The organism is Stutzerimonas nosocomialis, from assembly GCF_005876855.1.
Classification (GTDB): domain Bacteria; phylum Pseudomonadota; class Gammaproteobacteria; order Pseudomonadales; family Pseudomonadaceae; genus Stutzerimonas; species Stutzerimonas nosocomialis.
In genome coordinates this window covers 1-26,762 of the sequence record NZ_QLAE01000046.1, presented here as the reverse complement: position 1 = coordinate 26,762, position 26,762 = coordinate 1, and the positions used below count along the sequence as shown (strand labels likewise).

Below are 26,762 nucleotides of genomic sequence, written 5' to 3'. Positions count from 1 at the left end.
GGGGAGGGACGGGAGCGGTCTTGACTGCGAGCTTCTGGCTCCTGGCTTCGGCTTTGCAGACGTACGCGCGGTGTCCGGGTCGATGGACACTGACATGCGGCTCGCTCAGCGGCGGTACACCCACTCGACGCCCGGGTAGTCGACGAAGGCCTGGGGGAAGAGGTATTCGCCGCGAAAGAAGGCGACGTCGATGTGCTGCCAGGGCGGGTCGAAGGCGGGGTGCTCGGCTCGAATGGCGTCGGCGAGCAGGGTGGTGCAATAGCGGTGGGCGGTATCCCGTGGTTCCAGCACGAAGGGCTTGCCCTGTTCGGCGAGCAGCGCCCGGGCGATGGCGAGCTTCTGCGGTGTTTGCAGGAAGGTCGGCCGGGCGATGGCGATACGGCTCGCGAGGCCCGGCTGGAAGAACTCCTCCAGGGTGCTCAGCAGCACCTGGTTGGCCAGCTCCGGATGGTCGTCGGTGGTGGCGTGGATGACCATCACCCGGGGTTCGACGGCCACCACCATGCCGATGTGCGAGTAGGCGCCCGAACTCAGTTGCTGCACCACACGGCTATCGGTCGAGGTCCCCATGCGCAGGACCCAGTCGCCAATGGCCAGCGGCGGCAGGTGGCGGATGTCGACACTCGGCTCGGTCGGCGCCAGCGTCGGGTGATGCACCGCGTAGGCGCTGGCCATGCCCAGTGCGCAGAGCGCCGCGAGACACAGCCAGAGCGGCCGGCGAAGGATTCGAGAAAGCATGGCAGGTATCAGAGCCTGATCTTCCAGCTTCCGCCGGCCTTGACCAGGTGCACCCAGTCGGTGTGGTCGCGGGCGCCGCTGGCCTTGAACGACAGGGTCACAGGGACGGTGGCACGGGTGTGGTCGTCGCTGTACTCGGCCGGCGCAACGCTGATCCGGTCGATTCCGCCAAGCGCGGCGGCCCTGTTGGCGGCGTTGCCGGTCATCACCTGGAGCTTGCCATGGACCCGCTCGCTGCGGCCGGACGGGGTTCCGGCCGGCAGATCGACCAGCTCGATGGTGCGTTCCACGTCGCCGCTGTAGGCGGCCTCGGTAAAGGCGCGGGCCACGTCTTCGGGGGTGTCGGTCGAGCAACCGTGCAACACGGCGAGGGCGACGAGCAGGGCGAGCAGGTACTTGAGCGAGCGCATGACAGCCTCCTTGCATGGCATTGAACTGGGCTGCGCAAGTGTATCGACGGCTCTGGCCGGGGCCTGCGAACCGAGTCGGAAGGGCAGCGGGCATAGTTGGCGTTCTGCTCACGCGGCGGGCCTGGCCGGGCGTGAAACGGATGCGTGGGCGACGGCGCGACAGGGTAAGCTGGGCGTTCGTCACCCCGCGTGCCAGGACGCCTGCATGGACACCACCGAGATTCAGCTGTCGATCATCCAGCGCCTGCAGGAGGACCTGCGTATCGCCCAGGATGCGCTGCGGGCGTCGCACGAGGCCGCGACTCATGCCGAGAGCAAGGCGGAGAACAAGTACGACACCCGGGGCCTGGAGGCGGCGTATCTCGCCGACGGGCAGCGCCGCAGGGTGCATGAGATCGAAACCGCGCTCGCCGCCTACCGCAACCTGAAGGTCGAGCGCGGCGATGTCATCCGCATCGGCGCACTGGTGGCGCTGGAGCACGGGGACGGCGAGCGCTGGGTGTATCTGGGCCCGGACGGCGCCGGGCTGAAGCTGGTCGCCGGCGGGCGCGAGATCCTGGTCATCTCGCCGCGCTCGCCGCTGGGCCAGGCGCTGCTCGGTCGCGAGCAGGACGATGAAGTCGAGATACGCGTCAACGGCCAGCGCCAGCACTACCTGATCCGCGAGCACTACTGAACCGGCATTGCACTATCGCCGCTGCGGTGCTGTCTCAAGGTCTGTCGCTCTTGCCATACACCATGGAGGGTCCCCATGCGTCCGATGCTCTGCCTCTTCCCCCTGCTGGCGCTCGCCGGCTGCTCCTCTTACACGCCGGATGAAATTTCCCCGGTGCCCGAGGAGCGCCTGCTGGGTTACCAGCAGAACGTGCCGGGTGGCGGCGAGGTCCTGGTGCAGCGCGATGTCGGCATGCTCGGCGGCGGTTGCAACGTGGCGTTTCTCATCGACCGTCGCGTCGCCGCGCGCATCGGTATCGGCGAGTACGCCCGCTTCGAGGTGCCGGCCGGCACACGCATCGTCGGCATCGGCATCGACGAGGAAGGCCCGGGGCTGTGCAGCAAGGGGCGGCTCAACCGCGAGCGGGTGGCACAGATGGGCGCAGGCGCGACGCTCAGGTTCCGTATCGTCAGCGAGGCGAAGAGCGGCTTCGACATCAGGCCGCTGGACTAGCCTGCCCGGCGTGGCCGCGAACGCGGGGCGCTGCCCCGGTCAGAAGCGCTCGTTGTCGGTCAGGTAGCGCCACTGGCCAGCCGGCAGCTTGGCCATCGACACGCGCCCGATACGAATGCGCTTGCTGCCCAGCAGACGCAGCCCCACCGCTTCGCAGAGCTGGCGAAGGTCGTCCTGCCTGGGCCCCTTGAGGGCGATGCGCAGATGGGTCTCGTTCTGCCAGCTGGCCTTCGCCTTGGGCAGGCTGACGCCCCGGTGCGTGTAGCCTCGCGCCAGGCGCTCGAGGGCACGGGCGTCGGCTTCGCCGGAGACTTCCACGACATATTCCTGTTCGAGCTTGTGGCCGTTTTCGGTGAGGCTGCGGATGGTGCCGCGCTGCTGGCTGAACACCACCAGGCCACTGGCTTCGGGAGCCAGGGAAAACAGCTGGGTGTGACGCAGCAGATGTCGCTGCAGTGTCGCCAGGCGTGTCGGGTCCGCGCTCCAGCGCTGGTCCGCCGAAAGAATCGCCTCGGCGCCGTCGATGCCGGCCGGCTTGTGCCAGAGCAGGGTCACCGGGGGCACTTCGGTTGCGGTCGCGCCGGGCAGCAGCTCGATCGTCGCGTCCTGCGGCACCTTGCGAAACGGCGCCTCGATCACCTGGCCGTCGACGCTGATCCAGCCACCTTCTATATAGAGCTCGGCTTCGCGACGGGAACAACGGAGCTGGTCGGCAACGCGCTTGGACAGGCGGACGGGTTCGGTCATGGCGGGCTCGGAGGGAGGGGAGGCGTGGGAGCCACGAGCCGCGTGCGTCGGGATGGCGCTGCGGCTCGTTGATGGGGGCGGGCGGGTGTCGCTCAGGCGTGCTTCTTGCTGATGGTGATCTGGCGCGAGGGGCTCTGGGTCTGGCCGCTTACACCGTTGGGGATCTTCTGGATTTCGCCGCCGGCCTTGAGGAAGGCCGCCATTTGTTCCGCAAGCGACGAACTGGTTTCGGTGGCGGGTTCCGGCTTGCGTTTGGCAGGGCTGGTGGCTTTGCTGGCCATGGTCTTTGCTGTCCTTTCAGTCAGTCGAACAGGAAATTATACAGATTTCCGGCCACTCTGTTCGAGTATTTTCCGGACGGTCATCTCTTGCAACATCCAAGGGCGCGGCAAGGCGCCCCGCCTGTCGCACTCCGCTGGCGTTCGGAGGCCTAATCCGGTCCTGGATCGATCGTTTGGAGGATGTTCAATGCTTCGCCATGTACTGTTGCCTGCCATGCTGGGAGTCACCCTCGTCACGGCCGTGCCCTTGTCGGCCGCCGAGGTGGAGCGCTACGACAGCGCGTCGGGGGCGGTGACGGTCCGGGAAGTCGTCGGCGGCCTGGAGCACCCCTGGGGGCTGGCGTTTCTGCCCGGTGGCGAGCGGATGCTGGTGACCGAGCGCCCGGGCCGGCTGCGTGTGGTCAGGCTCGACGGCGAGCTGTCCGAACCGCTCGAAGGCGTGCCCGAGGTCCATGCGCGGGGGCAGGGCGGCTTGCTCGACGTGCGCCTGTCGCCGGACTTCGCCAAGGATCGGCTGGTTTATCTCAGCTACGCCGAGGCGGGCGAGGGTGGGCAATCGGGAACGGCGGTGGGCCGCGGGCGGCTGGCCGAGGACCTGAGCCGGCTGGAAGATTTCGAGGTGATCTTCCGCCAGGCGCCGAAGCTGTCGTCCGGCATGCACTATGGCTCGCGGATGGACTTCGATCCTGAAGGTCATCTGTTCATCGCGTTGGGCGAGAACAATCAGCGCCCGACGGCGCAGGACCTGGACAAGCACCAGGGCAAGGTGGTGAGGCTGTATCCCGATGGACAGGTTCCGGACGACAACCCCTTCGTCGGCCAGGCCGGTGCGCGGCCGGAGATCTGGTCCTACGGGCATCGTAATCCGCAGGGCGCCGCGCTCAACCCCTGGACCGGTCGTTTCTGGCTCAACGAGCATGGTCCGCGCGGCGGGGACGAGGTGAACATCCCCGAGGCCGGGAAGAACTACGGTTGGCCGCTCGCCACCCATGGCATCGACTACAGCCGGCAGCCGATTTCGGAAGCCAGGGGTCAGACGTTCGAAGGTACCGAGGCGCCCCATTACGTCTGGGAGGTGTCCCCGGGGGTGAGCGGCATGGCCTTCTACGATGCCAATCGCTTCCCGATCTGGCAGCGCAGCCTCTTCATCGGCGCCCTGGTCGATCAGTCGCTGATCCGCCTGCAGCTCGACGGCGACAAGGTGGTGGGCGACGAGCGGCTGCTCAAGGACATGGGCGCGCGCATCCGCGACGTGCGCCTCGGGCCGGACGGCTACCTCTATCTGCTGACCGATGCGAGCAAGGGACGCCTCTTGCAGGTGGGGCTCGACGACCAATAGCCGCCGCCCGCCCGCCGTTCTCACGCCCGGCACGCCGGTTCTGGTGCGCTTCGGGCGACGCTTCAGGGAGCGATCCCGCCGAATGCCTGTCCATAGCTTGGGCTGGCGCCTTTTGCCAGTCCGATAACAACAGACCACAGGTGGCAGCGCGCGCCTTCACGCATGGCGCTGCCCGAGAGGTCGAGCTGGAAGGAGAGGCAGCGTGGCGGTCATCATCACTGGGATCTTTTGCATTCTGTTGGCACTGGGCTTGGGGTACGGAGGGTTTCGCGTCATCGACCTGGGGGGGACGTGGTACTTCTTCCTGGTCGCGGTAGGGTTTCTGCTCACCGGCCTGCTGCTGCTGAGGCGCAAACGCACCGCCCTCTGGGTTTACTCGCTGGTGATGATCGGCAGCCTGGGCTGGGGTCTGATGGAAGTCGGCTTCGACTGGTGGCAGCTGGCGCCGCGCGGCAGCATCATCGCGCCGCTCGGGCTCTGGCTGCTGATGCCCTGGGTGATCCGCAAACTCAGCTGGAAGTACTTCGACTGGCGCGTCTGGGGTGGCGCCGCGTTGCCGTTGATGCTCGCCGTGGTGCTCTGGGCCGCCGCCGCGTTCCAGGCGCTCACCACGCCCAGCCACGAGATCCGCGGCATGCTGCCGCCGCCCCTGGCCGCGGCACCGACCGAGTTCGAGCGGGGCAGCGACGATGACTGGCCTGCCTACGGCCGCACCCAGCAGGGCATGCGCTATTCACCGCTCGAAGACATCACGGTGCGCAATGTCGATCGCCTCGAGGAAGTCTGGCACTACCACACCGGTGACCTGCGTCGGCCCACCGATCCGGAGGAAACCACCTACGAGGTGACCCCGCTGAAGATCGGCGACAGCCTTTATCTGTGCACGCCCCACAACCTGGTCATCGCCCTGGATGCGGACAATGGCACCGAACGCTGGCGGCACGACCCCGAGGTGCCCGACTCGGTCAACCGCCAGCACCTGACCTGCCGCGGGCTGGCCTATCACCAGGCGCCTGCCGGGGATGGCGACGCGCTTTGCGCCTCGCGGCTGTTCATGCCGACCGCCGACGCGCGTCTGCTGGCGCTCGATGCCCGCACCGGCCAGCGTTGCCCCGGCTTCGGCGAGGGCGGGCAGATCAACCTCTGGGCCAACATGCCCAACGTCACCGAAGGCTTCTATTACTCCACCTCGCCGCCGGTCGTGTCCCGCGGCCTGGTGATCATCGGCGGCGCGGTCAATGACAACGTCTCGGTGAACAAGCCGTCCGGCGTGATCCGCGCCTATGACGTCAATACCGGCGAGCTCAGGTGGAACTGGGACGCGGGCAATCCGGAGCAGACCGAGCCGATCGCCGAGGGGCAGACCTACACCAACGGCTCGCCGAACAGCTGGAGCGTCTCCAGCGTCGACGAAGCCCTGGGGCTGGTCTACATCCCGCTGGGCAACGAGGTGCCGGATCAGTGGGGTGGCAACCGCGGGCCGAACACCGAACGCTTCTCGTCGTCGATCGTCGCGCTGGACGTCGATACCGGGGCGCTGCGCTGGGTGTTCCAGACGGTCCGTCATGACCTCTGGGACATGGACGTGCCGGCGCAGCCGAGCCTGGTCGACATCCAGACCGAGAACGGCCTGGTGCCCGCCCTGGTCGCGCCGACCAAGCAGGGCGACATCTATGTACTGGATCGGCGCAATGGCGAGCCGGTCCTGCCGGTGGAGGAAGTCCCGGCGCCGCAGGGCGCGGCCAAGGGCGATCGCGTGGCCGCCACCCAGCCGGCGTCGGCGCTGTCCTACGAGCCGCCGAAGCTGGAGGGCAAGGACCTCTGGGGCGTGACCCTGGTGGACCAGATGCTCTGCCACATCCAGTTCCATTCGCTGCGCTACGACGGACGCTACACCCCGCCCTCGGAGCAGGGATCGCTGATCTATCCGGGCAATTTCGGCGTGTTCAACTGGGGCGGCGTGGCGGTCGATCCGGTGCGGCAGATGGTGTTCAGCACGCCGGCCTATCTGGCCTTCACGTCCCGGCTGATACCGCGCCAGGACGACACGACCACCTACGTCTCCGACGAGCCGCCGTACCTCAACGAAAACTTCGGCGCGCCGTTCGCCGTGGAGCTCGGGCCCTTCGTCTCGCCGATAGGGTTGCCCTGCACCGCACCGCCATGGGGCTACGTGGCCGGGGCCGATCTGCGTACCGGCCGTACGGCCTGGCAGCGCCGCAACGGCACCGTGCGGGACCTGACGCCACTGCCGCTGCCGTTTCGCATGGGCGTGCCGAGCCTGGGCGGTCCGATCGTCACGGCCGGTGGCGTGGCCTTCCTCAGCGGCACGCTGGACTACTACCTGCGGGCCTATGACGTCACCAACGGTCGCGAGTTGTGGAAGGCACGCCTGCCGGCCGGCGGGCAGGCCACGCCCATGACCTACCGCAGCCAGGCCGGTCGGCAGATCGTCGTGGTCGTTGCCGGAGGTCACGGCTCGCTGGGTACCAAGGCGGGTGATTCGATCATCGCCTACGCACTGCCGCGCTAGCGGCCCGCCATCGAACGTGCGCCGGGCGCGTTCGATGGCCTGCTAGAATTGCCGGCTTTCATTTCAGGATCCGAAAACATGGCCGCCATCGGGCGCTACAACAGCCTGCAGATCGTCAAGCACACCGGTTTCGGCCTCTACCTGGACGGCGGCCCGGACGGCGAGATCCTGCTACCCAACCGCTACATCCCCAAGGACGTCCCGACCGAGGTGGATGACTGGCTGAACGTGTTCGTCTACCTCGACAGCGAAGACAAGCTGATCGCCACGACCGAGCGGCCGAAGGTGCAGGTGGGCGAATTCGCCAGCCTCAAGGTGGTGGAGATCAACCGGGTGGGGCTGTTCCTCGACTGGGGGCTGTCCAAGGACCTGCTGCTGCCCCATTCCGAAGAGAAGCGCCCGTTGCAGGAAGGCGACTACTGCGTGGTGTACGTCTACGTCGACAAGCGCACCCGCCGGATCACCGCCACCGCGCGTCTGGACCGCTACCTGGACACGACGCCGGCACGCTACGAGGTCGGCGAGGCCGTGGACCTGCTGGTGGTCGAGGCGACGGACCTCGGCTTCAAGGCCATCATCAACGGCAAGCACTGGGGCCTGATCCACAAGAACGAGGTGTTCAAGTTCCTGCGCAGCGGCATGCGCGAATCGGGCTTCATCAAGGAAATCCGCGGCGACGGCAAGATCAGCCTCAGCCTGCAACCGGTGGGCAACGAGGCCGCCGACAGTCTGCAGGCGCTGATCCTGCAGAAGCTGGAAGCCAGCGACGGCGTGCTGATGGTCAGTGACAAGAGCCCGCCGCAGGATATCGTCCGCCTGTTCGGCGTCAGCAAGGGCAACTTCAAGAAGGCCATCGGCGGCCTCTATAAACAGGGGCGTATCGTCATCCACGCCGACCGGATCGAAGCCGCGGCACACCCCTCTCGCTAGACCGCGCCCGTTCAGAGGTCCAGCCGCAGCTGCGGTGCCTGCTCGCGGCCATTGGCGGCCCGGCCTTCGCCGGCACGGTAGCTCAACCGTTCTCCTTCGAGCCGTGCCGCGGAGGTGAAGGGGTGGGGCGTCGCCTCCTTTTGATCCTGGATGTGTAGCACCTCGACCCCGCGTACCTTGAGTGCGTCGCAGATCAGGGAGCGGTGGCACCGCCACCAGAGGACCTCGGCGCACATCATGCAGGTGCGCTGGCGCGCGGCGATTTCCCACAAACGGGCGAACCCCTCGGCGAATGCCTGGCTGGCCATATGGTCGGCATACCCACGGAACGCCGTGTTGCGCCAGGCGTCGTTCGGCGAGTCGGGCGCGGGCCGACGCCGTCCGCCAAGCGCCTCTATCCATATATAGTCGATCCCCTCCTGCGCCAGCGCTTCGCGCAGGGGGCGTTCGCCGAACTGCGGAAGGCGCCGCGAACCGGGGAATCGCCTGACGTCCACCAGCGCTTCGATGCGGTGCGCACGCAGTACCTCCAGCAGGGCGTCGAGCGAACGGGTGGAGTGGCCGATCGTCCAGACTTCGCTCGGTGCGCTCATTCAGTCACCCGGTGCAGCGCGCTTTCCTTGTGCATCGCCAGATGGCCAGTCCTGGCACTCCTGACTTCGTATTGCGGCTCCTCGGGGCTGGCGCGCCGCGTGCGCCCCATGAACTCGGTGTCGCTCGTGTGCACCTTCACGATCTCGCCCAGGATCCATCCGGCTTCCGAATTCCATTTCACCTTTTCCCCGCTTTTGTAGCGCTGGCTCATCGATATGCCCTCTGGCCATTTCTGCGGTGTCGATGAAGGTGGGACCTGCGTCACGCGCGGCGGTGCGGTCGGCGGGATCGAAGGGCTTTTTACCCCTGCCGTTCGTCGGCTTTTTACCCGGCTCGAGGCGCTGTTCCAGACACCCGTATTCAGAAAACTGACGCCATTAAAAAATCAAGAAAGCCGCAGTGACGGGCATATAGGCAATCAATAAATACTGGCACTTGGCCAAAATATACTGGCCATGTAGTGGCAAGTAAGGTTTTTTGTCGAGTTTCTGACGCCGAATTGACGCCAGAAAAATTTCCCATGCTTTCGGAAACCTATTATAAATACGCCACACAACGGATTTGCCCCGGTTTCTACCCGCTCTTCTTCGTTGTGACGAATCGTTCGGTTTCGTGAATTGAGACTTTGATCCAGCAAGCGTCCGAATGTCTTTATTAACCTCTCGCCACTTTTTTAAAGGTTTCGCGCCTTTTGAAGTATTAAGTTTCGGAGAGACGAAATGTTCATGAATACTTTCGCCGGTGCCCATAAGGCACTTGCCGCTTCCATCGCACTTGCCGCTGTACTTGGTAGCTATACTGTCGCTTCGCCAGCTAGCGCCTCGACTGCTGCTACTACTTCTGCGTCGGCTTCTGTAACTTCGACTCTTAATAGCTTCACCAGCAGTGACTGGCTGAATGGTATTTGGAGGAAGTCGGCTGGTTTCTCGATCCCGGCAACCAGCGCCAATATCGCCGCTTTTAAAGTTGGCACTTCCGTCACACTTGCAGACGGCCAGACTCGTAAAGTTGTCGCCATATATAACGTCGGCAGCTCGCTGAGCGTCATGCTCGACGGCGCGGTACTGGACGGTAACAAGGTCGGCTTCCCCAAGACCGTTTCCACCGGTTCGGGCGCTGCCACCGTTCTGCACACCTCCGGCATCAACGCTTTCACCAACAGCGATTGGCTGAACGGCGTATGGCGCAAGTCGGCGGGCTTCTCCATCGCCGGCACCGACGCCAACAAGGCGGCCTTCAAGGTCGGCGCCACCGTGCAGCTGGCTGACGGTCAGATGCGCAAGATCACCGTTGCCCAGATCGTTGGCAACAACATGAGCATCTTCCTCGAAGGCGCGGCGCTGAACGCCACTGCCGTCGGCCATCCGAAGACGCTGAAAATCGTTTCCGCAGGCTCTGCATCGGCACCTGTCACCAGCAACCCGGCCACGAACACGCCGAGCGCGCCGGTTACCAGCACGCCGACCGCTCCGGTGGTGACCGCTCCGAAGCCGACTGCTCCGGTAGCCCCCACCCCGACGCCCACCGCGCCGGTCACCAGCACGCCGAGCAACGGCGCCAAGCTTGACCTGGTCGGTGTGAACTTCGGCTCTGCCGTCTTCGACGGTGGCAATGTGCCGGGTGTTTACAACACCAACTACACCTATGCCGCCGAGTCCTACTACAAGCGTCACAGTGAGCTGGGCTTCAAGCTGGTGCGTCTGGGCTTCCTGTGGGAGCGTATTCAGCCCAAACTTGGTGCAGAACTTAATAACGCAGAACTTGCGCGTCTGATGCAGTCCCTGGATCACGCACAGAAATATGGCATCAAAGTCGTTCTCGACATGCACAACTACTACCGTTACTACGGTAAGCAGATCAATACGCCTGACGTACCGATCTCGCAGTTTGCAAATGCCTGGCGCCTGATCGCTCAGAAAGTCGTCAACCATCCTGCCGTATATGGTTACGGTTTGATGAACGAACCGCACGATAATAATGACGGTTGGCCGGCCGCTGCACTTGCTGCTGCTCAAGCAGTACGCGCAGTCGACAAGAACCGTTGGATCTTCGTTGCGGGCGAGCGCTGGTCGAGTGCTTATCACTGGCCGAGCTACAACAGCCGTCTGATTCAGAACCCGTGGATGCGTGATCCGAAGAACAACCTGGTATACGAAGCACACATGTATATCGACAGTGACTTCTCGGGTAACTACTTCAACAAGGCTGAAACCTTCGATCCGATGATTGGAGTCAACCGCGTCAAGCCGTTCGTCGAGTGGCTCAAGCAGCATAAGCTGCGTGGCTTCCTCGGTGAGCACGGTGTACCGGACTTCTCGCCTTCGGCGATGGTCGCGACCGACAACCTGCTGGCTTACCTGCGTCAGAACTGCATTCCGAGCACCTACTGGGCTGCCGGTCCGTGGTGGGGTGAGTACTCGATGTCGCTCGACGTCACCAGCAACAAGGCGCGTCCTCAGCTGCCGATCCTGCAGAAGCACGCTGGCGCAGCCAAAACCTGCTCGACCATCGGCCCGCTGTAAGCCGTCGTCGAACCGAAAAACGGGCCCTCTGGGCCCGTTTTTTTTATCTTCGGTTTGGGCTTTCGAACGTGCAGCGATGCGTGGTTCGGCGCCGAAGTGACCTGCTGTTCGTCGGAACTCGCTTGGCAAACGGCTCGCAGGATTCAACCGAAGCCGTAATCGGCTCGCGACGAACGGTATTTTCGCCGTTTCGCTTGTTTTCCAACGACTTGCGTCGGGCGCCCGTGGCCCGGGCCTCCCAGCGGACAACGCCGGCCAGGGGGCACTCGAACCGGTGTCCCAGGCCCTCCGAATGCGGCGTGCGACGGCGCTTTCGAAGGGCGCCGACAAGGCGGAACTCGTTATTTCAGCTTCGGTCACCTTTTATGTACGCGCTTACACGCGCATGCGGCACCAGCTTGTCAAGGCAAGTTGGCGGATCGTGATCATCCGACCCAGCCACATCTATAAAGGTGAAGAAAATGACGACACCCGAAGACGAAATCACTGGATACGGTGGTCAACCCAAGACGCCGTCATCCTCGCATTCCAGTACCGGTACCGCGCCTGGCTCGCCGTCGCAGGGCGCGGGTGGTTCATCGCAAGGCACCCAAAGCGGGCAGGGCGCTCAAGGTGGTCAGGCTGCGCCGTTCAGCCAGACCCGGTCCGATGTGCACACCGGCTCCTCGTCCACCGGTTCGCAGGCGAGCGAGCCGCTCAAGGAAAAGGCCCATCAGGTCGCCGACCAGGCCAAGTCCCAGGGGCGCGAACAGTTCGAGCAGTTCCGCGGCACGGCCGCCGACCAGCTGGAAAAAGTCGCGCAGAGCGCCAAGGCCGCAGCCAGCGAACTGGAGCACCAGGACAGCACCGGGCTGTCGCACTACGTGTCCGACATGGCGCAGTCGATGGTGCGGTTCGCCGATGACCTGCGCGGCAAGAGCGCCGACGATCTGCTGCGTGACGTCAACACCCTCGCGCGCAACAACCCGGCGCTGTTCATCGCCGGCAGCATCGCGCTGGGCTTTGGGCTGACCCGCTTCGCCAAGGCGTCCGGCCATCGGTCCCATCCGGGTAGTGCCGACACGCGCTCGATGCGCACCGGCGGGGCGACGTCCTCGTCCACCGTGTCCTCCAGCGGACTGGCCACCGACCACGGCACCAGCGGCGGCTATGGCGGCGGTCGGCTGCCCAGCCAGGCCGAAATCAATCGCCATGTCGACAGCGGCGCCAGTGGTGCGAGCGTTGGCAGCGTGTCCAATGCGGGCACCTTGTCTTCCTCCCCGTCCTCGACTGCCTCGGCTTCGCATACCACCGGCGGCGCGGGTTCCACCACCAGCCGTGACAGCAAAGGTACCGATGGAGGGCTTCTGCCATGAAAGAGCAACGCACCATGGATACTCCCTACGTGGCTGGCGCGTCCGATCCGATGACGGACCACAGCCACGACACCTCGGTGGGCGGCCTGCTTCGCCAGCTCACCCGTGAAGTGCCGTCGCTGTTCACCAAGGAGCTGGCGCTGGCCAAGGCCGAGCTGACCGAGTCGCTCAATGCCACCAAGGCCGGCGTTGCCAGCGTGGCGACCGGTGGCGCGGTATTGCTGGGCGGCTTCATCGTCCTGCTGATGGCCGCGGTCTATGGCCTGAGCCTGTTCATGCAGCAATGGCTGGCGGCGCTGATCGTGGGCGTGGTGGTCATGGTGATCGGCGCGGTCATGGTCTCGGCAGGCAAGAAGAAATTCGAAGCCTCGTCGTTCCGGCCCGAGCGCACGATCCATTCGATGAACAAAGATAAGGAAGCCGTCCGGGAGCACGTATCATGAGTACGAACAACCAGATCGACCTCGAATCCCAGAAGGACCCCAAAACCCTCGAGCGTGAAATCGACCAGCAGCGCGCCGAGATCGGTGACATCGTCACCGCGCTGGAGAACAAGCTGTCCCCCGGCGAGCTGATCGACACTGCCCTGGGGTATGTGAAAGGTGGCGGTGGCGAGTTCTTCAGCAACCTCAGCAACACGGTGAAAGCCAACCCGGTACCTACCTTGCTGACGTCGGTGGGGCTGATCTGGCTGATGGCCGGGCAGAACCGCCGCGTGGAGCACAGCTATTCCACCGGCCCTTCGCTTGGCGACAAGCTCGGTGCCAAGGCCGACGGCCTGAAGCATCAGGGTGCCGGCATCAAGGAAAAGGCCAGCCACCTGCAGCACGACGTGGCCAGCTCGCTGAGCAGCGCTCGTGACCGGGTGAGCAACACCAGCCACCAGGCTGCCGATACGCTGCGTCATACCGCCGACAGCCTGCGCGATACCGCCGACCGTGCGCGCGGAGGCTTCAGCCACCTGTTGCAGGAGCAACCGCTGGCGGTGGGAGCGATCGGCATCGCGCTGGGCGCCTTGCTCGCCGCGAGCGTCCCGGCCACGCGCCAGGAAGACGAGCTCATGGGCGAGGCGCGCGATGACATCGCCGACAAGCTCAAGCACAAGGCCCAGGAAGGATACGAGCGCGTCAGCGAAGTCGGCGAAGACGTTGCCCGTCAGGTCAAGCAGGACATGAGCAACGACAACGCTCAGACGGCTTCACGTCCACACTGATCGCCCGTATGTTCGGCTCGATGGCCTGCCGGAAACGGCAGGCCATTTTCGTCCCATGGGCTTGAGTCCTGCGAAACAAACTTCGATAATCCGCCGCGGCGCCGGTGTAGCTCAGTAGGTAGAGCAGCGCATTCGTAATGCGAAGGTCGGGGGTTCGACTCCTCTCACCGGCACCAATGAAATCAAAGGGTTAGCTTCGGCTAGCCCTTTTTCGTTTGTAGCGGTGTCTCACAAGTTTCCCTTTCTTGTCCCGCGTTCTGTAGTGCTTCCAGCGCGGCTTGCCGGGTTGGTAGCTCTCGGTCTGCATCAGCGGGCGTTACGTCGAACCCCTCGAGGCGCAGGCTCGCTATGTAGTTGGATCGACGGACCCGTGCGTAGTACGCGCGTTTTGCTTCCAGAGAAATGTTGGACACGCTATTCGCCTCGCTTTAGCGGTGATTCTGGGCCAAGAGTGAAAGCGGCGAAAGCGTCAGCACAGTCGCGAAGTGATCCGGCGCCAGATGCGAGTACCGCATCGTCATCTTGATATCACCGTGGCCGAGGATTCGTTGCAGCGTGAGGATGTTGCCGCCCTGCATCATGTAGTGGCTGGCGAAGGTGTGCCGCAGGATATGGGTCAGCTGGCCGGGTGTGTGCAGGCCGGTGCGTTCATAGGCTTTGCGGAACGCCGATCGGCAAGAGCTGAACAGCCGGCCTGATCCCGGGTAGCCGCGTTCCAGCATCAGCTTCACCAGATCATCCGGTACGGGGATGGTCCGCACGCGTCCATTCTTCGTCCTGGCGAGTCGAACTTGCCCGTTCAGCAGCTGGTTTCGGGTGATCGACTCCGCTTCATCCCATCGAGCACCGGTAGCCAGACAGAGTTTGGCGACGGGCAGGGTGTGGCTGTTGGTCGACGCGGCGCATTCATCCAGCACCATCCGGCATTCGTCCAGGGTGAGATAGGTCAGCTCGGTTTCATCGACGCGCAGTTGCCGCAGCTTGGCGACGGGGTTGGCCTCATGCCAGACGCCGAGGCGGATCAGCTCGTTGAACACGGCTTTCAAGTAGCGGTGTTCATGGTTCACCGTTGCCGGGGTGCAGCTCTTCAGGCGTTCGGCCCGGTAGCGGCTGAAATCCAGCGCTGTGAAGCTGGAGGCAATCGGGTTGCCCAGGGCTTCGACTATCGCCAGGGTGCGCCCGTAGCGTTTCTGATCCTTGAGCGTGGCGCCATGCAGTTCGTACCAGACCTGCACCAGATCGGCGAGCCGTTCGCCCGGGTCGCGGCCACGGTGGCTGTACTCCCGAGGCAGATCGACCATCCAACGTTCGGCCTCGCTCTTGGTGCGGAAGCCACGCTTGCGCTTGCGGATGCCGGCTGTTCTATCCAGCCAGAAATCCACGTCCCAGCCGGTTGGACCCTTGGTGATCAAACAGCTCGCCTCCAGCGAACGTGACGCTCCTCGAGCAGTGCCTTGATGTGCTTGTACAGGTCACGCTCGGTCATTTCCTTGGCGGCGTAATGATCGCGGATTACCGGCCAGCAGTCCCATTGCTGGAGCGTCTCAAACGCCTTTTTTGCGCCCACCCGCTCCCTTGCCAGCAGGCTTACGAAGTTTCCCAGGAACAGCTCCACGTTCTTGCCCGAGAAGCCTCGGGAGGTCTTGTAGTAGCGCTTGTACTCGGTGTCATCCACCAGCGAATCCACGGGCACATCTACCCGCACGTCATCGCGCATCAGTGTCCAGATCGGCTCGTAGTAACCAGGGCGGGCGATCAGCTTGAACTGGCGCAGGCCGTATCGCCACAGGCCGTCCAGATGGGCCGAGAAGGCGGCGAAGGAGTCTGTGTCGATGGCTTCCCCGGTCTTCACGTCAATCGAGCCGCTGGCGAATTGCTGAATGACTGAATGGTGGTAGCGCAGCTCAACCCGCCACACGTCCTGGGCTGGATCATAGTTACAGCGCGAAGCGCCCGGCAATGATTCTCGCAGAGGGGACGGCGATCGTAATGAACTTTACGATCGCTCGTAGTGGCATAAATGGCTACTTCTAATCGGCATTGATAGGCTCACACACCTTTCAATATAAAATTATTGGCCATGCCCAACCGAATAATCTATTCCGTTAGCATTTACTGGAATTCCAGGTGAGTTCCTTAAGAAGGTTTCGTATTTATCTTTTGTTTTGATTTCAAACCAAATCAAGTATCCCGTAGATAATGCCGTCAGCAGATAGGGTAACGCTCTTGTGGGATCGAAGTTCGCTAGTGGAGCAGAAAGGCCGGGTAAAACTCTTTCAAAAAAGTGATACGCAAGAACTAGCGCTGCTAGAGTTAGCCCGAGGGCAAGCTGAATTCGCAAATGATCAATCATTTTGTTCTTTTTTCTATGTTCCCCAAAATAGCAGTGGATATTTTTTAGGTCGTCTTGAATTAAAAACTGGCGCTCTATATTGGCAATGATTACTAAGTTCCTGTTGTACCAATACGAAGCATCAAGCAAGTGCGCGATCAGCCATGAGCTAAGTAGGAGAATAATCGCTGTTGCTAGATCGAGCGATACAATGTTTTTTTCTACTAGAGCAAAGATTGCGAATGCACCAATTAGTACGCCAATGCTTTGCCATACAACCATGATGTGCCGGTTGATGTCATTCAGCATCTGCTCATACATCTTTATTAGGAACTCTTTACGGGCGTCCATGGTGAACCTCCCTCGCTGGCTCTTGATTCGGTTTAGATCGGTAATTTATCCAGAGTTTACTGATATTCTGGATTGAATCGACTATGCATCTTTCGTAGCCTCCTATTGGGTGTGGCCTGAAGGTCTGTCCGTCGAAGTAGTCGCCAAATTGCGCATCGTAGGTAAAACGATTGCAGTCAAAGGAAAATACCTCCAGCTGCTCTCCTAATCGACGCTGTACGTCAGGTCTTCCACCTAATAAGTGAACCGGCCTGTCAAAGCTCGCGGTGTCTACTTTTGTTCCGCCATATTTAGTAGGTACGCTATAAGCAAGAATATATTCCTTAGGGATCAGTTCGGTGATTCTGCCGTTTAGTAGTGGGTCTTTGGGCACGATTGCCACATACTCTGAATATTTTGCTAGCTTTTCGGCTTCACGCAGTATGCTATCGAGTTGAAATATGCACTCTACATCTCTAGCAATTGTCAGCTTTGGTTTTTGCTGAGCCGCTGCTTCAAGATGTCTTTCAAGATTGTAGTTCTTCCAGTCTATATCCAGAAAACCATTGCTTTGAAAGTCAAAGCTCCTTACATCTCTCAGGTTGGTGTATCTAGCTCCGGGGAGCCAGTTATGTTCCAAGGCGATTTTTATCACTCGTTTGCTATGCGCAACGAACTTCAGTACATCCATTTACACCGCCGTTATGTTGATTGCTTTTTGCTTTTTGCTTTTTGCTTTTTGCTTTTTGCTTTTTGGTTTATTTGAAGTTTTACTCTTCTTCTCGCTTATGTCGGCGGCTTTTCATTGATAGTATTAGCCATTACCGCGTATAGCTCGGGGCACGACATAGAAAGCCGGCTTGTCTCGTTCGATAACAAGCACAGCCTCGCCGCCAGCTTTCTCGATGACCCCAATAGGGTCTCGTTTGAACTCTTTCATTGATGCGGCATAGTTGGCTAGGACAGCAAATGTCATATTCGCTCACTCACGCAAAAGCCAGCTTGCCAACATGCTGCAAATCCACATGCTGCCGGGCAACCCACAGATCGTAGGCATCTGCATGGCGAGCCAGCTTTCAGGTGAGCGGCCAAGCGCTATGGATAGGCGCAATGCCATTTCCGGCGTAACGCGACTGGTGCCCTTCAAGACGCGGCTTACGGTAGAGGGGGCAACGCCTAGCTTTTCCGCCAGCTCGCGGCCGCTGATGCCATTCGGCTCCAGGTAGATATCGGTGATGAACTCACCAGGACGGGGAGGGTTGTGCATGCTCATCAGTGGTAATCCTCATAGTCCAAGACATAAGCGTTTCCGTCGCGAAACTTGAACGTCAGCCGCCAGTTGCCGTTCACCATGATCGACCAGCGCCCCCGCATTTCGCCTTTGAACGGGTGCAAGCGGAAGATTCTCCTTGACTGATAAGCCTCACACCCGGATATCAGGAGCCGTCATAGATATCCAGTGAAAGTGATATGCCTCGGTCGGCTAGGCGCTTTAGCGTTGAAGGATGAATGTCTAATCCTTCGTTACTCTCCTGCAGGAACAGGCCGCAGAAAAGGTCACATTTGTAGGACGCTGATAGCTTGCTCCAGATATTGAGGTCATCTGTGAGCTGATCAAGTATCTCTTTTGCTTGACCGTCAATATCCTCAGGCTCATGAGCTTGAGCGGACAGCGACCAATGGCCTGATTTTCTTGTTACGTTCCTGCCTGTGGCTTTGATTGTGAATATCTCGCCTTTGGCATACATCATCGTCCCTTCTCGGCCGAGAAGCTTCGATATCTCCGAGGGATTCAGGCTGTCACCGATTATTCTCAGTGACGCCTTTGAGCGGCTGACGTGTGCCATGAGGTGCTTCTCGTTATCTGACTAGGATGAGCCGACTCGTAATGCTTGGTTTTATATCGAGCAGCTTCGGATTGGGGAAGTGTCCCCTTGCGCCCCCAAAAATCCAAGTAGCGGATATTAACCAACGAATAGTGGTAGCTGACCCCCCCGATTTTACTGGCTTCCAGCGTCTGCCGAGGGAAGTGGCGCTTATTCGTAATGCGAAGGTCGGGGGTTCGACTCCTCTCACCGCACCAGAGACATCCAAAGAAAGGGTTGGCGAAAGCTAACCCTTTTCTTTTGGGGGCAGCGCAACTACCCAGCTCGCGCGGTCGGTTAGTGGCTTTATGGAGAGTCGATGTCTGCGGGCGAAGCGCAACCAGGCAGGGTTGCGGTCCGACGTCAGCCAGGGCGGCCTTGCATGGGGTAAGGCGCAAGGTGGGCCCGAGTCGCTGTTCTTATCAAAGATCCGTTCGGCCCCGCGCCGGTCCGGCGCTGCGTCCGGGCGATGGCGATGCGTTGCGGCATCGCCGATCGGGTCGTTACTTGGCGACCTGCATGTCCATCGCCATGAACTTGCCATCCATGGGTTGCCCGTGGGCTGGCTTTTGGCGTGGTGCTTCGGAGTGCGAGGCGTGTTGCGGGGTTTCGAAAAGCTCCGGTTCCCGGTCCTGATCCAGCTTGTGGGACAGATGGCGAACGGTGCGCTTGAGGCGCTGCACTTTGTCCTCGAGGCGATACACCTTGCGGCTGTTGTAGAACAGCCCGAGGACGAAGCCGGCAGAGGTGAAGATCAGGCCGTAGAACATGGCCATGTTGTACAGGTAGTCGGCAATCATCGATTCTCTCCTTATTTTCGTCTGGCCTGGGGCCTTCATATCCATGCGACCGCGTCGGGAAGGCGGTCGGGTGAGGCCGCCTTTTAGGTGCGCGACGGTGCCGAACTGAGACAGGTGTCTCAAAAAAGCGTTCCGTGCTGGCGTCGGGCCTTCTTTTGGATAAAGGCGGCCGTTTCGTTTCCTTCATGAGAGTGGGTCATGCGCCTTTCGCCATGCCGGCGCCTTAGGGGTCTCTGGAGCGTCCGTTCGGCGGGCACAGGCGAACTACTGATACGGGGAATCGTCCGACCTGTATCAATAGACTTCAGCAGGGGCGAGCATGGGGTTCTTCAAAACTGGCGGTCTGAGCCTGTTCGAATTGGCCAAGCGAACGGTCAAGGAGTTCGCGAACGACGATATGTCCACCCACGCGTGCGCGCTGGCGTACCGGGCGTTGTTCTCCCTGTTTCCCTTCCTGCTGTTTCTCATCGCGATGCTCGGTTTCTTGCATCTGCCCGAGTTCTTCACCTGGCTCAGGGAGCAGGCCGCGCTGGTGCTGCCGGACGAGCCGCTGGAGCAGGTCAACAGCGTGATCGATCAGCTGCAGAATCAGGAAAGCGGCCTGCTTTCCTTCAGTATCCTGCTGGCGATCGCGGCGGCGGCGCGGGGGGTGCGCTCGCTGATGAATGCGATGAACGTCGCCTACGACGTGGAGGAAGGGCGCCCTGGCTGGAAGCTGTATCTGCTGTCGGTGGTCTACACCTTCGCGCTGGCGTTCATCCTGCTGGGGGCGGCCGGCCTGATGGTCGTCGGCCCCCAGGTGATGGAGTGGCTGGCATCGCAGGTGGGCCTGCAGCATGTCGTGGTCGTTCTCTGGACCTGGCTGCGCTGGCCGGTGGTGGTGATCCTGCTGATGCTGGTGGTGGCAGCGCTGTACTACGCCATGCCGGACGTCGAGCAGGAGTTTCGCTTCATCACCCCGGGGTCGGTACTGGCGGTGATCGTCTGGATCGCCGCGTCGGTGGGGTTTGGTATCTACGTGCAGAACTTCGCCGATTTCAACGCCACCTACGGCAGCATCGGGGCCATCATCATCCTGCTCATGTATTTCTACATCTCCTCGGCCGTTCTGCTGTTCGGGGCTGAACTCAACGCCGTCATCGAGCATGCGTCCAGCGAAGGCAAGGACCCGGGAGACAAGAAGCTCGACAGTTGATCGATGGTAGGGCGCGGGCTGGTCTCCAGTCCGCGTCATCGCTGTCGAACAACTCTGTCACGTTACGGTCAATTAGATTCATTACAGAATCTTTCAGCGTCGATCCTGTAAGCGAGCGGCCTTCGTGCGCTTCGCGATGCCTGTCGAACGGTGCTGAAGACTCTGCATCGAGGCCGAACGGAGACGCTTTACCTTGCATATCGCTGATATGACCATGTTTTACGCGCCGGCCAGCGGCGGCGTTCGCACCTACCTCGAGGCCAAGCACGGCCACCTGCAGCGCTATCCCGGCATACGCCACAGCGTTCTCGTCCCGGGCAGCGGGTACACCGAGAACGACGGCATCTATCAGGTTCCCGCACCCGCCCTGCCGTTCGGCAAGGGCTATCGCTTCCCGCTGCGCCGTGGCCCCTGGCGCTCGGTGTTGAGCAGCCTGCAGCCGGACCTGATCGAAGTCGGCGATCCCTACCTCACCGCCTGGGCCGCGCTCGATGCCGGCCGGCGGTTGGATATTCCGATCATCGGGTTCTATCACTCGGATCTGCCTCTGCTGGCCAGCAAGCGTCTGGGCTCCTGGTTCGGCGCCAACATGAACAGCTACGTGGCGCGCCTGTACCGCAGTTTCGACCGGGTGCTCGCGCCGAGCCAGGTCATGGCCGACAAACTCGAATCGCTCGGCGTGCGCAACGTGTTCATCCAGCCGCTCGGCGTCGACCTGCGGACGTTCCGGCCGGAGCGGCGCGACGCCAACCTGCGCGCCGAGCTGGGGCTGCCCGACGAGACGCGACTGCTGATCTTCGCCGGTCGCGGATCGCGGGAGAAGAACCTGCCGGTGCTGCTGCGCACCGCGCAGTTGCTGGGCAAGCCCTATCACCTGTTGCTGGTGGGGTCGGGGATGCCCAGGCGGGTGCCGGACAATGTGACGGTCATCCATCGCTTCTGTCCCGCCGCCGAAGTGGCCCGGCTGATGGCCAGCAGCGATGTGCTGCTGCACGCGGGCAACCAGGAAACCTTCGGCCTGGTCGCACTCGAGGCCATGGCCTGCGGTATCCCGGTGATCGCCACGCGCGCCGGTGCGCTCCAGGAAATCGTGCCGTTCCATACGGGGCGACTGTGCCGCCCGCTGGACCCCCAGGCCATGGCGCAGACGGTGCGCGAGCTGTTCGAGGGCAATCCGCGCCTGCTCGGCCAGCAGGCGCGTCGCCATGTGGAGGCTCACCACGCCTGGGACGCGGTGGTCGCCGGGCTGCTGGCTCACTACCAGGCGTCGCTGCATGTCTCCCCGCTGCCGGTGGCCATGCATGGCTGAGCGCGCGCTCATGCTGGTGCTGCACGATGTGGCACCGGAGACCTGGCCCGATTACCAGGCGTTCGTGGCGGCGGTCGATGCGCTCGGCCCGATCCCGATCAACTGGCTGGTCGTGCCGGACTTTCACCGGCGCAATCCCCTGCAGGACGCCGCGGGCTTTCGTCGCCTGCTCGACGCGCGTGCGGGCCGGGGCGACGAGCTCATCCTGCACGGGTTCTCCCACGCCGACGAAGCGCCGCCGCCGCGCTCGCCCCGCGACTGGTTCATGCGCCGGGTGTATACCCACGAGGGAGAGTTCTATGCGCTGGACGAGGCGCAGGCGCAGCAGCGCCTGGAACAGGGCATGGCGGTGTTCGACCGCTTCGGGTGGCCGCTGCACGGCTTCGTCGCCCCGGCCTGGCTGTTGAGCGAAGGTGCCAGGCGGGCCCTGGCGACCTCGGGGCTGGCCTATACGAGCGACCCGCAGCACTTCTATCGGCTGCCCGATTTCACTTCGGTCGATGCTCCCGGCCTGGTCTGGAGCGCTCGCAGCGCCTGGCGCAGGGGCGTCTCGCGGGTCGTCAGCGACCGCATGGCCGAGCGCTACCGGCAGGCGCCGGTGCTGCGGCTCGGCCTGCATCCGGTCGATATGCGCCACGGTTTTTCGCGCGACTACTGGCTCCGCTTGCTGGTGAGGCTGCTCGAAGACGGGCGTCAGCCGGTCACTAAGCATCGATGGCTCCTTCGGCAGACGCCCCGTTCGAGCGTCGCGGCGTGAGCCGCGGGCTCTGGCTGCTGCTGGGCGGTTTGCTCGCGGCGGTGCTGATACCTGCGCTACTGGGCGGGACCGGCTTGTTCGAGCGGTTGCGCAGCTTTCCGCCAGGCCTGCTGCTGATCATGATCGCGATGATCCTGGTCTGCTGGTCGCTCAATGCCTTGCGCCTGCGGCTGTTGCTCGGCCTGCAGACCCTCGGTCAACGCCGGGCATTGGGCATCGTGGTGGCGACCGAGTTCGCCATCTGCGCGACGCCGGCGGGGGCGGGCGGCCCGATCACCCTGGCGGCCCTACTGATGCGCCGGGGCGTGGCGCCGGCCAGGGCGACCGCCGCCTTCGCGGTCGAGCATCTGGGCGATCTGCTGTTCTTCTGCTGTGCGCTGTTCGGGGTGCTGGTCTACGCCGTGACCCATGCCCTCAGCGCCCATGTCGGCAACCTGCTGATGGTCGGCGTGGCGCTGCTCGGCGCCGTGCTGGTGCTGCTGGTCCTGGTCGGGCGCTATCACCGCGGGCTGTTTCGCTTCAACGGCCGGGCGCTTCGACGGCTGGGCGTGGCGCGGCGCAAGCGCCACCGCTGGGCCAGGCGCGTGCTGCGCTTTCGCAATGAGCTGGGCCTGACGCTGCGGCTGCCGCGGCGAACGTTGCTGGCGGTATTCCTGCTCACCAGCGTGCACTGGCTGCTGCGCTACAGCGTGCTCTACCTGACGCTGCAGGGCCTCGGCCGCGACATCGCCTGGGCCTGGACCTTCCTGGTGCAGATGCTGGCGCTCACGGCCGGACAGCTGAGCCTGCTGCCCGGCGGCGCTGGCAGTGCGGAGCTGGCCTCCATGGCCCTGCTCGCACCGCTGGCGGGCAAGTCGACCACGGCGGCCGCCATCCTGATCTGGCGCTTCGTCACCTATTACTTCTATCTCATCGTCGGGGCGCCGGTGTTCCTCCACCTGGCCGGACGCCCGCTGCTCAATCGGCTGATCCGTGCCCGTCAGGCCTGAGCGCGCGACGTCCCGATAAGCGGAGGCAACTCGGGTCGCGTTCGTGTGGTCAATCTTTTACCTATAGAGAAACGTGGAGGAGACGCACATGAGCAGTGCTGAAGACAAAATCAAAGGCAACACCAACGAAGCCGTCGGCAAGATCAAACAGGGCGTCGGCGAAGCCACCGGTAACGGCAGCATGAAACGCGAAGGCCAGCGCCAGGAAGTCAAGGGCGATGCCCAGCAACTCAAGGGCGACGTCAAAGACACTGTCAAGGACAGGGTCGATCGCGCCTGACCCGCGTTACCGCTGGGGCCTGGGCCCCATAACGAAAAAGCCCGCATCCTTGGGATGCGGGCTTTTTCATTTGGCTGCAAGGGCGGCTCAGCGCTCCAGGTGCTGCAGCTTGTCCTTCTTGCCGTCCCATTCCTCGGCGTCCGGAAGGGCTTCCTTCTTTTCGGTGATGTTCGGCCAGACTTCGGCCAGGTCGGCATTGAGCTGGATGAATTCCTGCATGTCCTCGGGCACTTCGTCTTCGGAGAAGATGGCCTGGGCCGGGCATTCCGGCTCGCAGAGCGCGCAGTCGATGCATTCATCGGGATGAATGACCAGGAAGTTCGGGCCTTCGTAGAAGCAGTCCACCGGGCAGACTTCCACGCAATCGGTGTATTTGCACTTGATGCAGTTGTCGGTGACGACAAAGGTCATTCTCGCTATCTCCTCGGGCTGTCGGAGGGCAAGGGCAGTCGCCCTCCGGTCGGCAGCAAATCGGCACCAGGCATGCCGCTAAATCAAAAATGCGCGCGATTCTAGCAGCTTTGCCAGGCTTCAGACGCGTGTTTTCAGGCTGTATAGCAATTCCAGCGCCTGGCGCGGCGACAGCTCATCGGGATTGACCCGCGAAAGCTCGTCGATCACCGGGTGCGGCAGGCTGGCGAACAGGTCGCTCTGCATCGGCGCCGGAGCGCCCCCGGCAGTTGGCTGCAGCGGGCGCTCCTGGGCCAGGCTGGTGGTTTCCAGGCGCGACAGGTGTTCGCGCGCCCGCTGGATCACATCGCTCGGCACGCCGGCCAGTTGCGCCACGGCCAGGCCATAGCTCTGGCTCGCCGGGCCGGGCAGTACGTGGTGCAGGAAGACGATGCGGTCGTTGTGCTCGGTGGCGTTGAGGTGGACGTTGGCGACCACCGGCTCGCTGTCCGGCAGTACCGTCAGCTCGAAATAGTGGGTGGCGAACAGCGTGAAGGCGCGCAGCCGGGCCAGCTGTTCGGCGGCCGCCCAGGCGAGCGACAGGCCATCGAAGGTGCTGGTGCCGCGCCCGACCTCGTCCATCAGCACCAGGCTCTTGTCGGTGGCGTTGTGCAGGATGTTGGCGGTCTCGCTCATCTCCACCATGAAGGTCGAGCGCCCGCCGGCCAGGTCGTCGGACGAGCCGATGCGGGTGAAGATACGGTCGACCAGCGACAGTTCGCAGCCCTTGGCCGGGACGAAGCTGCCGATCTGCGCCAGCAGCACGATGAGCGCGGTCTGGCGCATGTAGGTGGACTTGCCGCCCATGTTCGGGCCGGTGATGACCAGCATGCGGGTGCTGTCGTCGAGGGTCAGGTCGTTGGCGACGAAGGGCGTGTCGAGCACCTGCTCGACCACCGGATGGCGGCCCTGGTCGATCTTCAGGCAGGGTTCGTCGACGAAACGCGGGCGATTCAGGTCCAGCGTCAGCGAGCGCTCGGCCAGGTTGCTCAGCACGTCCAGCTCGGCCAGGGCGGCAGCGGTTTCCTGCAGCGGAGCCAGGTGGTCGATCAGGGTTTCGAGCAGGGCTTCGTAGAGCATCTTCTCCCGCGCCAGGGCGCGGCTCTTGGCCGACAGCGCCTTGTCTTCGAACTCCTTGAGCTCCGGCGTGATGAAGCGCTCGGCGCCCTTGAGCGTCTGCCGGCGGATGTAGTCGGCCGGTGCCGACTCGGCCTGCTTGCTCGGCAGCTCGATGAAGTAGCCATGCACGCGGTTGTAGCCGACCTTGAGGTTGGCCAGGCCGGTGCGCGCCTTTTCCCGGGTCTCCAGGTCCATCAGGTACTGGCCGGCGTTTTCCGACAGCGATTGCAGCTCGTCGAGCTCGGCGTCGTATCCGGTCTTGAGCACGCCGCCGTCACGGATCACGGCGGGCGGGTTGTCGATGATGGCCCGCGCCAGCAGGTCGGCCAGTTCGGGATAGGTGCGGATGCTCTTCGCCAGGTCGATCAGGTGGCCGGCGACCAGATCCTGCATGCCGGCCTGCAGCTGCGGCAGGGCGGCCAGGGCATCGCGCAGGCGCGCCAGGTCGCGCGGACGGGCATTGCGCAGGCCGATGCGCGCCAGGATGCGCTCCAGGTCGCCGATGTCCTTGAGCTGCGGCTGGATCTGTTCGAACCGGTAGTGCTCGAGCAGGCAGGTGATCGAGTCCTGGCGGGCCTCCAGCACGCTGCGGTCGCGCAGGGGGCGGTTCAGCCAGCGCGTCAGCAGGCGCGATCCCATGGCGGTCTGGCAGCGGTCGACCACCGATTGCAGGGTATTGTCGCGGCCCCCGGCGAGGTTGGTGTCCAGTTCCAGGTTGCGGCGGGTCGCCCCGTCGAGCACCACGGTGTCGTCCAGCCGCTCGTGCCGCAGGCTGCGCAGGTGGTGCAGGGCGGTGCGCTGGGTATCCTTGGCGTAGCCGAGCAGACAGCCGGCGGCGCCGATGGCCAGGGTCAGCTTTTCGCAGCCGAAACCCTTCAGATCCTGCGTCGCGAACTGCTGGCAGAGGCTCTTGAAGGCGCTGTCGCGGTCGAAATCCCAGGGCGCGCGGCGGCGAATCCCGCGGCGCTTTTCCACTGGCAGGCCCTGCGGCCAGTCATCGGGAATCAGCAGTTCGGCCGGGTTGATGCGCTCGAGTTCGGCCAGCAGCGTTTCCCAGCCCTTGAACTCCAGCACGCTGAAGCGGCCGCTGGCGATGTCCAGCACGGCGAGGCCGAACAGTCTTTCATCGCCGAGCACGGCCGCCAGCAGGTTGTCGCGCCGCTCGTCCAGCAGCGCCTCGTCGCTCACCGTGCCGGGGGTGATGATGCGCACCACCTGGCGTTCCACCGGGCCCTTGCTGGTGGCGGGGTCGCCGATCTGCTCGCAGATCACCACCGACTCGCCCAGCTTCACCAGGCGTGCGAGATAACCCTCGGCCGAATGAAAGGGAATGCCCGCCATCGGAATCGCGTTGCCCGCCGACTGACCCCGTGCGGTCAGGGTGATGTCCAGCAACCGGGCGGCCTTCTTGGCGTCCTCGTAGAACAGCTCGTAGAAGTCGCCCATGCGATAGAACATCAGCTGGTCCGGATGCTCGTTCTTGAGCTTCCAGTATTGCTGCATCAT

Annotated in this window: 29 protein-coding genes, 1 tRNA gene and 2 pseudogenes; 15 read left to right on the top strand and 17 right to left on the bottom strand. The window is 63.0% G+C overall.

The window, feature by feature from the left end; all coding sequences use genetic code 11:
* Positions 1 to 105 precede the first annotated feature (105 nt).
* On the bottom strand, positions 106 to 738 hold the full coding sequence (locus DN824_RS20310) for a C40 family peptidase (protein ID WP_138410173.1): 633 nt from the start codon (positions 736 to 738) through the stop codon (positions 106 to 108).
* An 8-nt stretch (positions 739 to 746) separates the two neighbouring features.
* Positions 747 to 1,148, bottom strand: coding sequence for a DUF4878 domain-containing protein (locus tag DN824_RS20305; RefSeq protein ID WP_158295338.1), 402 nt, complete (start codon positions 1,146 to 1,148; stop codon positions 747 to 749).
* Positions 1,149 to 1,353: 205 nt separating this feature from the next.
* Between DN824_RS20305 and DN824_RS20300 the strand changes: the two genes are divergently transcribed.
* The gene (locus tag DN824_RS20300; RefSeq protein ID WP_138410171.1) at positions 1,354 to 1,824 is read left to right on the top strand and encodes a GreA/GreB family elongation factor; all 471 of its coding nucleotides are present in this window, start codon (positions 1,354 to 1,356) and stop codon (positions 1,822 to 1,824) included.
* Between the two features lie 75 nt (positions 1,825 to 1,899).
* Complete coding sequence (locus tag DN824_RS20295) at positions 1,900 to 2,316, top strand: 3-isopropylmalate dehydratase (RefSeq protein ID WP_138410170.1); 417 nt, start codon at positions 1,900 to 1,902, stop codon at positions 2,314 to 2,316.
* A 39-nt stretch (positions 2,317 to 2,355) separates the two neighbouring features.
* Here DN824_RS20295 and DN824_RS20290 read toward each other — a convergent pair whose 3' ends face one another.
* Complete coding sequence (locus DN824_RS20290) at positions 2,356 to 3,063, bottom strand: RNA pseudouridine synthase (protein WP_138410169.1); 708 nt, start codon at positions 3,061 to 3,063, stop codon at positions 2,356 to 2,358.
* Between the two features lie 92 nt (positions 3,064 to 3,155).
* Entirely contained in the window at positions 3,156 to 3,344 is a 189-nt protein-coding gene (locus DN824_RS20285) for a hypothetical protein (RefSeq protein ID WP_138410168.1), read from the bottom strand.
* A gap of 214 nt (positions 3,345 to 3,558) precedes the next feature.
* Here DN824_RS20285 and DN824_RS20280 point away from each other — a divergent pair, with 214 nt between their 5' ends.
* The 3 genes from DN824_RS20280 to DN824_RS20270 all read left to right on the top strand — a co-directional run bounded on the left by DN824_RS20280 (position 3,559) and on the right by DN824_RS20270 (position 8,146).
* Positions 3,559 to 4,683 carry a PQQ-dependent sugar dehydrogenase gene (locus DN824_RS20280; protein WP_414718424.1) on the top strand — a complete coding sequence of 375 codons (1,125 nt, stop codon included), beginning with the start codon at positions 3,559 to 3,561 and terminating at the stop codon, positions 4,681 to 4,683.
* A gap of 202 nt (positions 4,684 to 4,885) precedes the next feature.
* Entirely contained in the window at positions 4,886 to 7,216 is a 2,331-nt protein-coding gene (locus DN824_RS20275) for a membrane-bound PQQ-dependent dehydrogenase, glucose/quinate/shikimate family (protein WP_138410166.1), read from the top strand.
* Positions 7,217 to 7,294: 78 nt separating this feature from the next.
* On the top strand, positions 7,295 to 8,146 hold the full coding sequence (locus tag DN824_RS20270; protein ID WP_138410165.1) for a CvfB family protein: 852 nt from the start codon (positions 7,295 to 7,297) through the stop codon (positions 8,144 to 8,146).
* Positions 8,147 to 8,157: 11 nt separating this feature from the next.
* Here DN824_RS20270 and DN824_RS20265 read toward each other — a convergent pair whose 3' ends face one another.
* Both DN824_RS20265 and DN824_RS20260 read right to left on the bottom strand, forming a co-directional pair.
* Positions 8,158 to 8,739: a DUF488 domain-containing protein gene (locus tag DN824_RS20265; protein WP_138410164.1), complete on the bottom strand. Its 582-nt coding sequence runs from the start codon at positions 8,737 to 8,739 to the stop codon at positions 8,158 to 8,160.
* Positions 8,736 to 8,951 (bottom strand): hypervirulence associated TUDOR domain-containing protein, encoded by a 216-nt coding sequence (locus DN824_RS20260; protein ID WP_138410163.1) that lies wholly within the window; start codon positions 8,949 to 8,951, stop codon positions 8,736 to 8,738. The genes DN824_RS20265 and DN824_RS20260 overlap by 4 nt, the downstream gene beginning before the upstream one ends.
* A gap of 508 nt (positions 8,952 to 9,459) precedes the next feature.
* On the opposite strand from DN824_RS20260, the gene DN824_RS20255 reads away from it, so the two are divergent.
* The 5 genes from DN824_RS20255 to DN824_RS20235 all read left to right on the top strand — a co-directional run bounded on the left by DN824_RS20255 (position 9,460) and on the right by DN824_RS20235 (position 14,006).
* Positions 9,460 to 11,262 carry a glycoside hydrolase family 5 protein gene (locus tag DN824_RS20255; RefSeq protein WP_138410162.1) on the top strand — a complete coding sequence of 601 codons (1,803 nt, stop codon included), beginning with the start codon at positions 9,460 to 9,462 and terminating at the stop codon, positions 11,260 to 11,262.
* Between the two features lie 461 nt (positions 11,263 to 11,723).
* On the top strand, positions 11,724 to 12,617 hold the full coding sequence (locus DN824_RS20250; protein WP_241666746.1) for a hypothetical protein: 894 nt from the start codon (positions 11,724 to 11,726) through the stop codon (positions 12,615 to 12,617).
* Entirely contained in the window at positions 12,614 to 13,060 is a 447-nt protein-coding gene (locus DN824_RS20245) for a phage holin family protein (RefSeq protein ID WP_138410161.1), read from the top strand. Before DN824_RS20250 ends, DN824_RS20245 begins: the two co-directional genes overlap by 4 nt.
* Entirely contained in the window at positions 13,057 to 13,830 is a 774-nt protein-coding gene (locus tag DN824_RS20240) for a DUF3618 domain-containing protein (protein WP_138410160.1), read from the top strand. Before DN824_RS20245 ends, DN824_RS20240 begins: the two co-directional genes overlap by 4 nt.
* Positions 13,831 to 13,930: 100 nt before the next feature.
* Positions 13,931 to 14,006 (top strand) — tRNA-Thr (locus DN824_RS20235).
* A gap of 78 nt (positions 14,007 to 14,084) precedes the next feature.
* Here DN824_RS20235 and DN824_RS22755 read toward each other — a convergent pair.
* The 9 genes and pseudogenes from DN824_RS22755 to DN824_RS20190 all read right to left on the bottom strand — a co-directional run.
* Positions 14,085 to 14,243, bottom strand: a pseudogene (locus DN824_RS22755) (YhfG family protein); the annotation flags it as partial.
* A 15-nt stretch (positions 14,244 to 14,258) separates the two neighbouring features.
* Positions 14,259 to 15,242 (bottom strand): phage integrase, encoded by a 984-nt coding sequence (locus DN824_RS20225; protein ID WP_138410158.1) that lies wholly within the window; start codon positions 15,240 to 15,242, stop codon positions 14,259 to 14,261.
* Positions 15,239 to 15,775 (bottom strand): annotated as a pseudogene (locus DN824_RS20220) (hypothetical protein); the annotation flags it as partial. The pseudogene DN824_RS20220 and the gene DN824_RS20225, both read right to left, overlap by 4 nt.
* A 126-nt stretch (positions 15,776 to 15,901) precedes the next feature.
* Positions 15,902 to 16,513, bottom strand: coding sequence for a hypothetical protein (locus tag DN824_RS20215; RefSeq protein WP_138410157.1), 612 nt, complete (start codon positions 16,511 to 16,513; stop codon positions 15,902 to 15,904).
* Positions 16,500 to 17,183, bottom strand: a complete 684-nt coding sequence (locus DN824_RS20210; protein ID WP_138410156.1) for a DUF6610 family protein — start codon at positions 17,181 to 17,183, stop codon at positions 16,500 to 16,502. Before DN824_RS20210 ends, DN824_RS20215 begins: the two co-directional genes overlap by 14 nt.
* A gap of 291 nt (positions 17,184 to 17,474) precedes the next feature.
* Entirely contained in the window at positions 17,475 to 17,765 is a 291-nt protein-coding gene (locus tag DN824_RS20205; protein WP_414718423.1) for a HigA family addiction module antitoxin, read from the bottom strand.
* Entirely contained in the window at positions 17,765 to 17,887 is a 123-nt protein-coding gene (locus tag DN824_RS20200; protein ID WP_241666745.1) for a type II toxin-antitoxin system RelE/ParE family toxin, read from the bottom strand. Before DN824_RS20200 ends, DN824_RS20205 begins: the two co-directional genes overlap by 1 nt.
* A gap of 41 nt (positions 17,888 to 17,928) precedes the next feature.
* The gene (locus DN824_RS20195) at positions 17,929 to 18,339 is read right to left on the bottom strand and encodes a DUF4279 domain-containing protein (RefSeq protein WP_138410154.1); all 411 of its coding nucleotides are present in this window, start codon (positions 18,337 to 18,339) and stop codon (positions 17,929 to 17,931) included.
* A 521-nt stretch (positions 18,340 to 18,860) separates the two neighbouring features.
* Positions 18,861 to 19,157 (bottom strand): hypothetical protein, encoded by a 297-nt coding sequence (locus DN824_RS20190; RefSeq protein ID WP_138410153.1) that lies wholly within the window; start codon positions 19,155 to 19,157, stop codon positions 18,861 to 18,863.
* A gap of 319 nt (positions 19,158 to 19,476) precedes the next feature.
* Here DN824_RS20190 and DN824_RS20185 point away from each other — a divergent pair, with 319 nt between their 5' ends.
* The 5 genes from DN824_RS20185 to DN824_RS20165 all read left to right on the top strand — a co-directional run bounded on the left by DN824_RS20185 (position 19,477) and on the right by DN824_RS20165 (position 23,687).
* Positions 19,477 to 20,352, top strand: coding sequence for a YihY/virulence factor BrkB family protein (locus DN824_RS20185; protein ID WP_138410152.1), 876 nt, complete (start codon positions 19,477 to 19,479; stop codon positions 20,350 to 20,352).
* 193 nt (positions 20,353 to 20,545) lie between these two features.
* Positions 20,546 to 21,661 (top strand): N-acetylglucosaminyl phosphatidylglycerol synthase, encoded by a 1,116-nt coding sequence (locus DN824_RS20180; RefSeq protein WP_138410151.1) that lies wholly within the window; start codon positions 20,546 to 20,548, stop codon positions 21,659 to 21,661.
* The gene (locus DN824_RS20175) at positions 21,654 to 22,418 is read left to right on the top strand and encodes an N-acetylglucosaminyl phosphatidylglycerol deacetylase (protein ID WP_138410150.1); all 765 of its coding nucleotides are present in this window, start codon (positions 21,654 to 21,656) and stop codon (positions 22,416 to 22,418) included. Before DN824_RS20180 ends, DN824_RS20175 begins: the two co-directional genes overlap by 8 nt.
* A complete protein-coding gene (locus DN824_RS20170) occupies positions 22,415 to 23,407 on the top strand; it encodes a glucosaminyl phosphatidylglycerol flippase (RefSeq protein ID WP_138410149.1) in 993 nt (330 codons plus the stop codon). The genes DN824_RS20175 and DN824_RS20170 overlap by 4 nt, the downstream gene beginning before the upstream one ends.
* 88 nt (positions 23,408 to 23,495) lie before the next feature.
* Positions 23,496 to 23,687: a CsbD family protein gene (locus DN824_RS20165; protein WP_138410148.1), complete on the top strand. Its 192-nt coding sequence runs from the start codon at positions 23,496 to 23,498 to the stop codon at positions 23,685 to 23,687.
* A gap of 87 nt (positions 23,688 to 23,774) precedes the next feature.
* On the opposite strand, the gene fdxA is transcribed toward DN824_RS20165, so the two are convergent.
* Positions 23,775 to 24,098, bottom strand: coding sequence for a ferredoxin FdxA (fdxA, locus tag DN824_RS20160; protein WP_138410147.1), 324 nt, complete (start codon positions 24,096 to 24,098; stop codon positions 23,775 to 23,777).
* Positions 24,099 to 24,218: 120 nt separating this feature from the next.
* A partial coding sequence (gene mutS / locus DN824_RS20155) for a DNA mismatch repair protein MutS (RefSeq protein ID WP_138410146.1) occupies positions 24,219 to 26,762 on the bottom strand: 2,544 nt, incomplete at its 5' end.

What these genes read in the sequence shown, in the direction of transcription:
- DN824_RS20310 (WP_138410173.1), bottom strand. Translation starts at nt 738, where the DNA reads ATGCTTTCTCGAATCCTTCGCCGGCCGCTCTGGCTGTGTCTCGCGGCG.
- DN824_RS20305 (WP_158295338.1), bottom strand. Translation starts at nt 1,148, where the DNA reads ATGCGCTCGCTCAAGTACCTGCTCGCCCTGCTCGTCGCCCTCGCCGTG.
- DN824_RS20300 (WP_138410171.1), top strand. Translation starts at nt 1,354, where the DNA reads ATGGACACCACCGAGATTCAGCTGTCGATCATCCAGCGCCTGCAGGAG.
- DN824_RS20295 (WP_138410170.1), top strand. Translation starts at nt 1,900, where the DNA reads ATGCGTCCGATGCTCTGCCTCTTCCCCCTGCTGGCGCTCGCCGGCTGC.
- DN824_RS20290 (WP_138410169.1), bottom strand. Translation starts at nt 3,063, where the DNA reads ATGACCGAACCCGTCCGCCTGTCCAAGCGCGTTGCCGACCAGCTCCGT.
- DN824_RS20285 (WP_138410168.1), bottom strand. Translation starts at nt 3,344, where the DNA reads ATGGCCAGCAAAGCCACCAGCCCTGCCAAACGCAAGCCGGAACCCGCC.
- DN824_RS20280 (WP_414718424.1), top strand. Translation starts at nt 3,559, where the DNA reads ATGCTGGGAGTCACCCTCGTCACGGCCGTGCCCTTGTCGGCCGCCGAG.
- DN824_RS20270 (WP_138410165.1), top strand. Translation starts at nt 7,295, where the DNA reads ATGGCCGCCATCGGGCGCTACAACAGCCTGCAGATCGTCAAGCACACC.
- DN824_RS20265 (WP_138410164.1), bottom strand. Translation starts at nt 8,739, where the DNA reads ATGAGCGCACCGAGCGAAGTCTGGACGATCGGCCACTCCACCCGTTCG.
- DN824_RS20260 (WP_138410163.1), bottom strand. Translation starts at nt 8,951, where the DNA reads ATGAGCCAGCGCTACAAAAGCGGGGAAAAGGTGAAATGGAATTCGGAA.
- DN824_RS20255 (WP_138410162.1), top strand. Translation starts at nt 9,460, where the DNA reads ATGTTCATGAATACTTTCGCCGGTGCCCATAAGGCACTTGCCGCTTCC.
- DN824_RS20250 (WP_241666746.1), top strand. Translation starts at nt 11,724, where the DNA reads ATGACGACACCCGAAGACGAAATCACTGGATACGGTGGTCAACCCAAG.
- DN824_RS20245 (WP_138410161.1), top strand. Translation starts at nt 12,614, where the DNA reads ATGAAAGAGCAACGCACCATGGATACTCCCTACGTGGCTGGCGCGTCC.
- DN824_RS20240 (WP_138410160.1), top strand. Translation starts at nt 13,057, where the DNA reads ATGAGTACGAACAACCAGATCGACCTCGAATCCCAGAAGGACCCCAAA.
- DN824_RS20215 (WP_138410157.1), bottom strand. Translation starts at nt 16,513, where the DNA reads ATGGACGCCCGTAAAGAGTTCCTAATAAAGATGTATGAGCAGATGCTG.
- DN824_RS20210 (WP_138410156.1), bottom strand. Translation starts at nt 17,183, where the DNA reads ATGGATGTACTGAAGTTCGTTGCGCATAGCAAACGAGTGATAAAAATC.
- DN824_RS20205 (WP_414718423.1), bottom strand. Translation starts at nt 17,765, where the DNA reads ATGAGCATGCACAACCCTCCCCGTCCTGGTGAGTTCATCACCGATATC.
- DN824_RS20195 (WP_138410154.1), bottom strand. Translation starts at nt 18,339, where the DNA reads ATGGCACACGTCAGCCGCTCAAAGGCGTCACTGAGAATAATCGGTGAC.
- DN824_RS20190 (WP_138410153.1), bottom strand. Translation starts at nt 19,157, where the DNA reads ATGATTGCCGACTACCTGTACAACATGGCCATGTTCTACGGCCTGATC.
- DN824_RS20185 (WP_138410152.1), top strand. Translation starts at nt 19,477, where the DNA reads ATGGGGTTCTTCAAAACTGGCGGTCTGAGCCTGTTCGAATTGGCCAAG.
- DN824_RS20175 (WP_138410150.1), top strand. Translation starts at nt 21,654, where the DNA reads ATGGCTGAGCGCGCGCTCATGCTGGTGCTGCACGATGTGGCACCGGAG.
- DN824_RS20165 (WP_138410148.1), top strand. Translation starts at nt 23,496, where the DNA reads ATGAGCAGTGCTGAAGACAAAATCAAAGGCAACACCAACGAAGCCGTC.
- fdxA (WP_138410147.1), bottom strand. Translation starts at nt 24,098, where the DNA reads ATGACCTTTGTCGTCACCGACAACTGCATCAAGTGCAAATACACCGAT.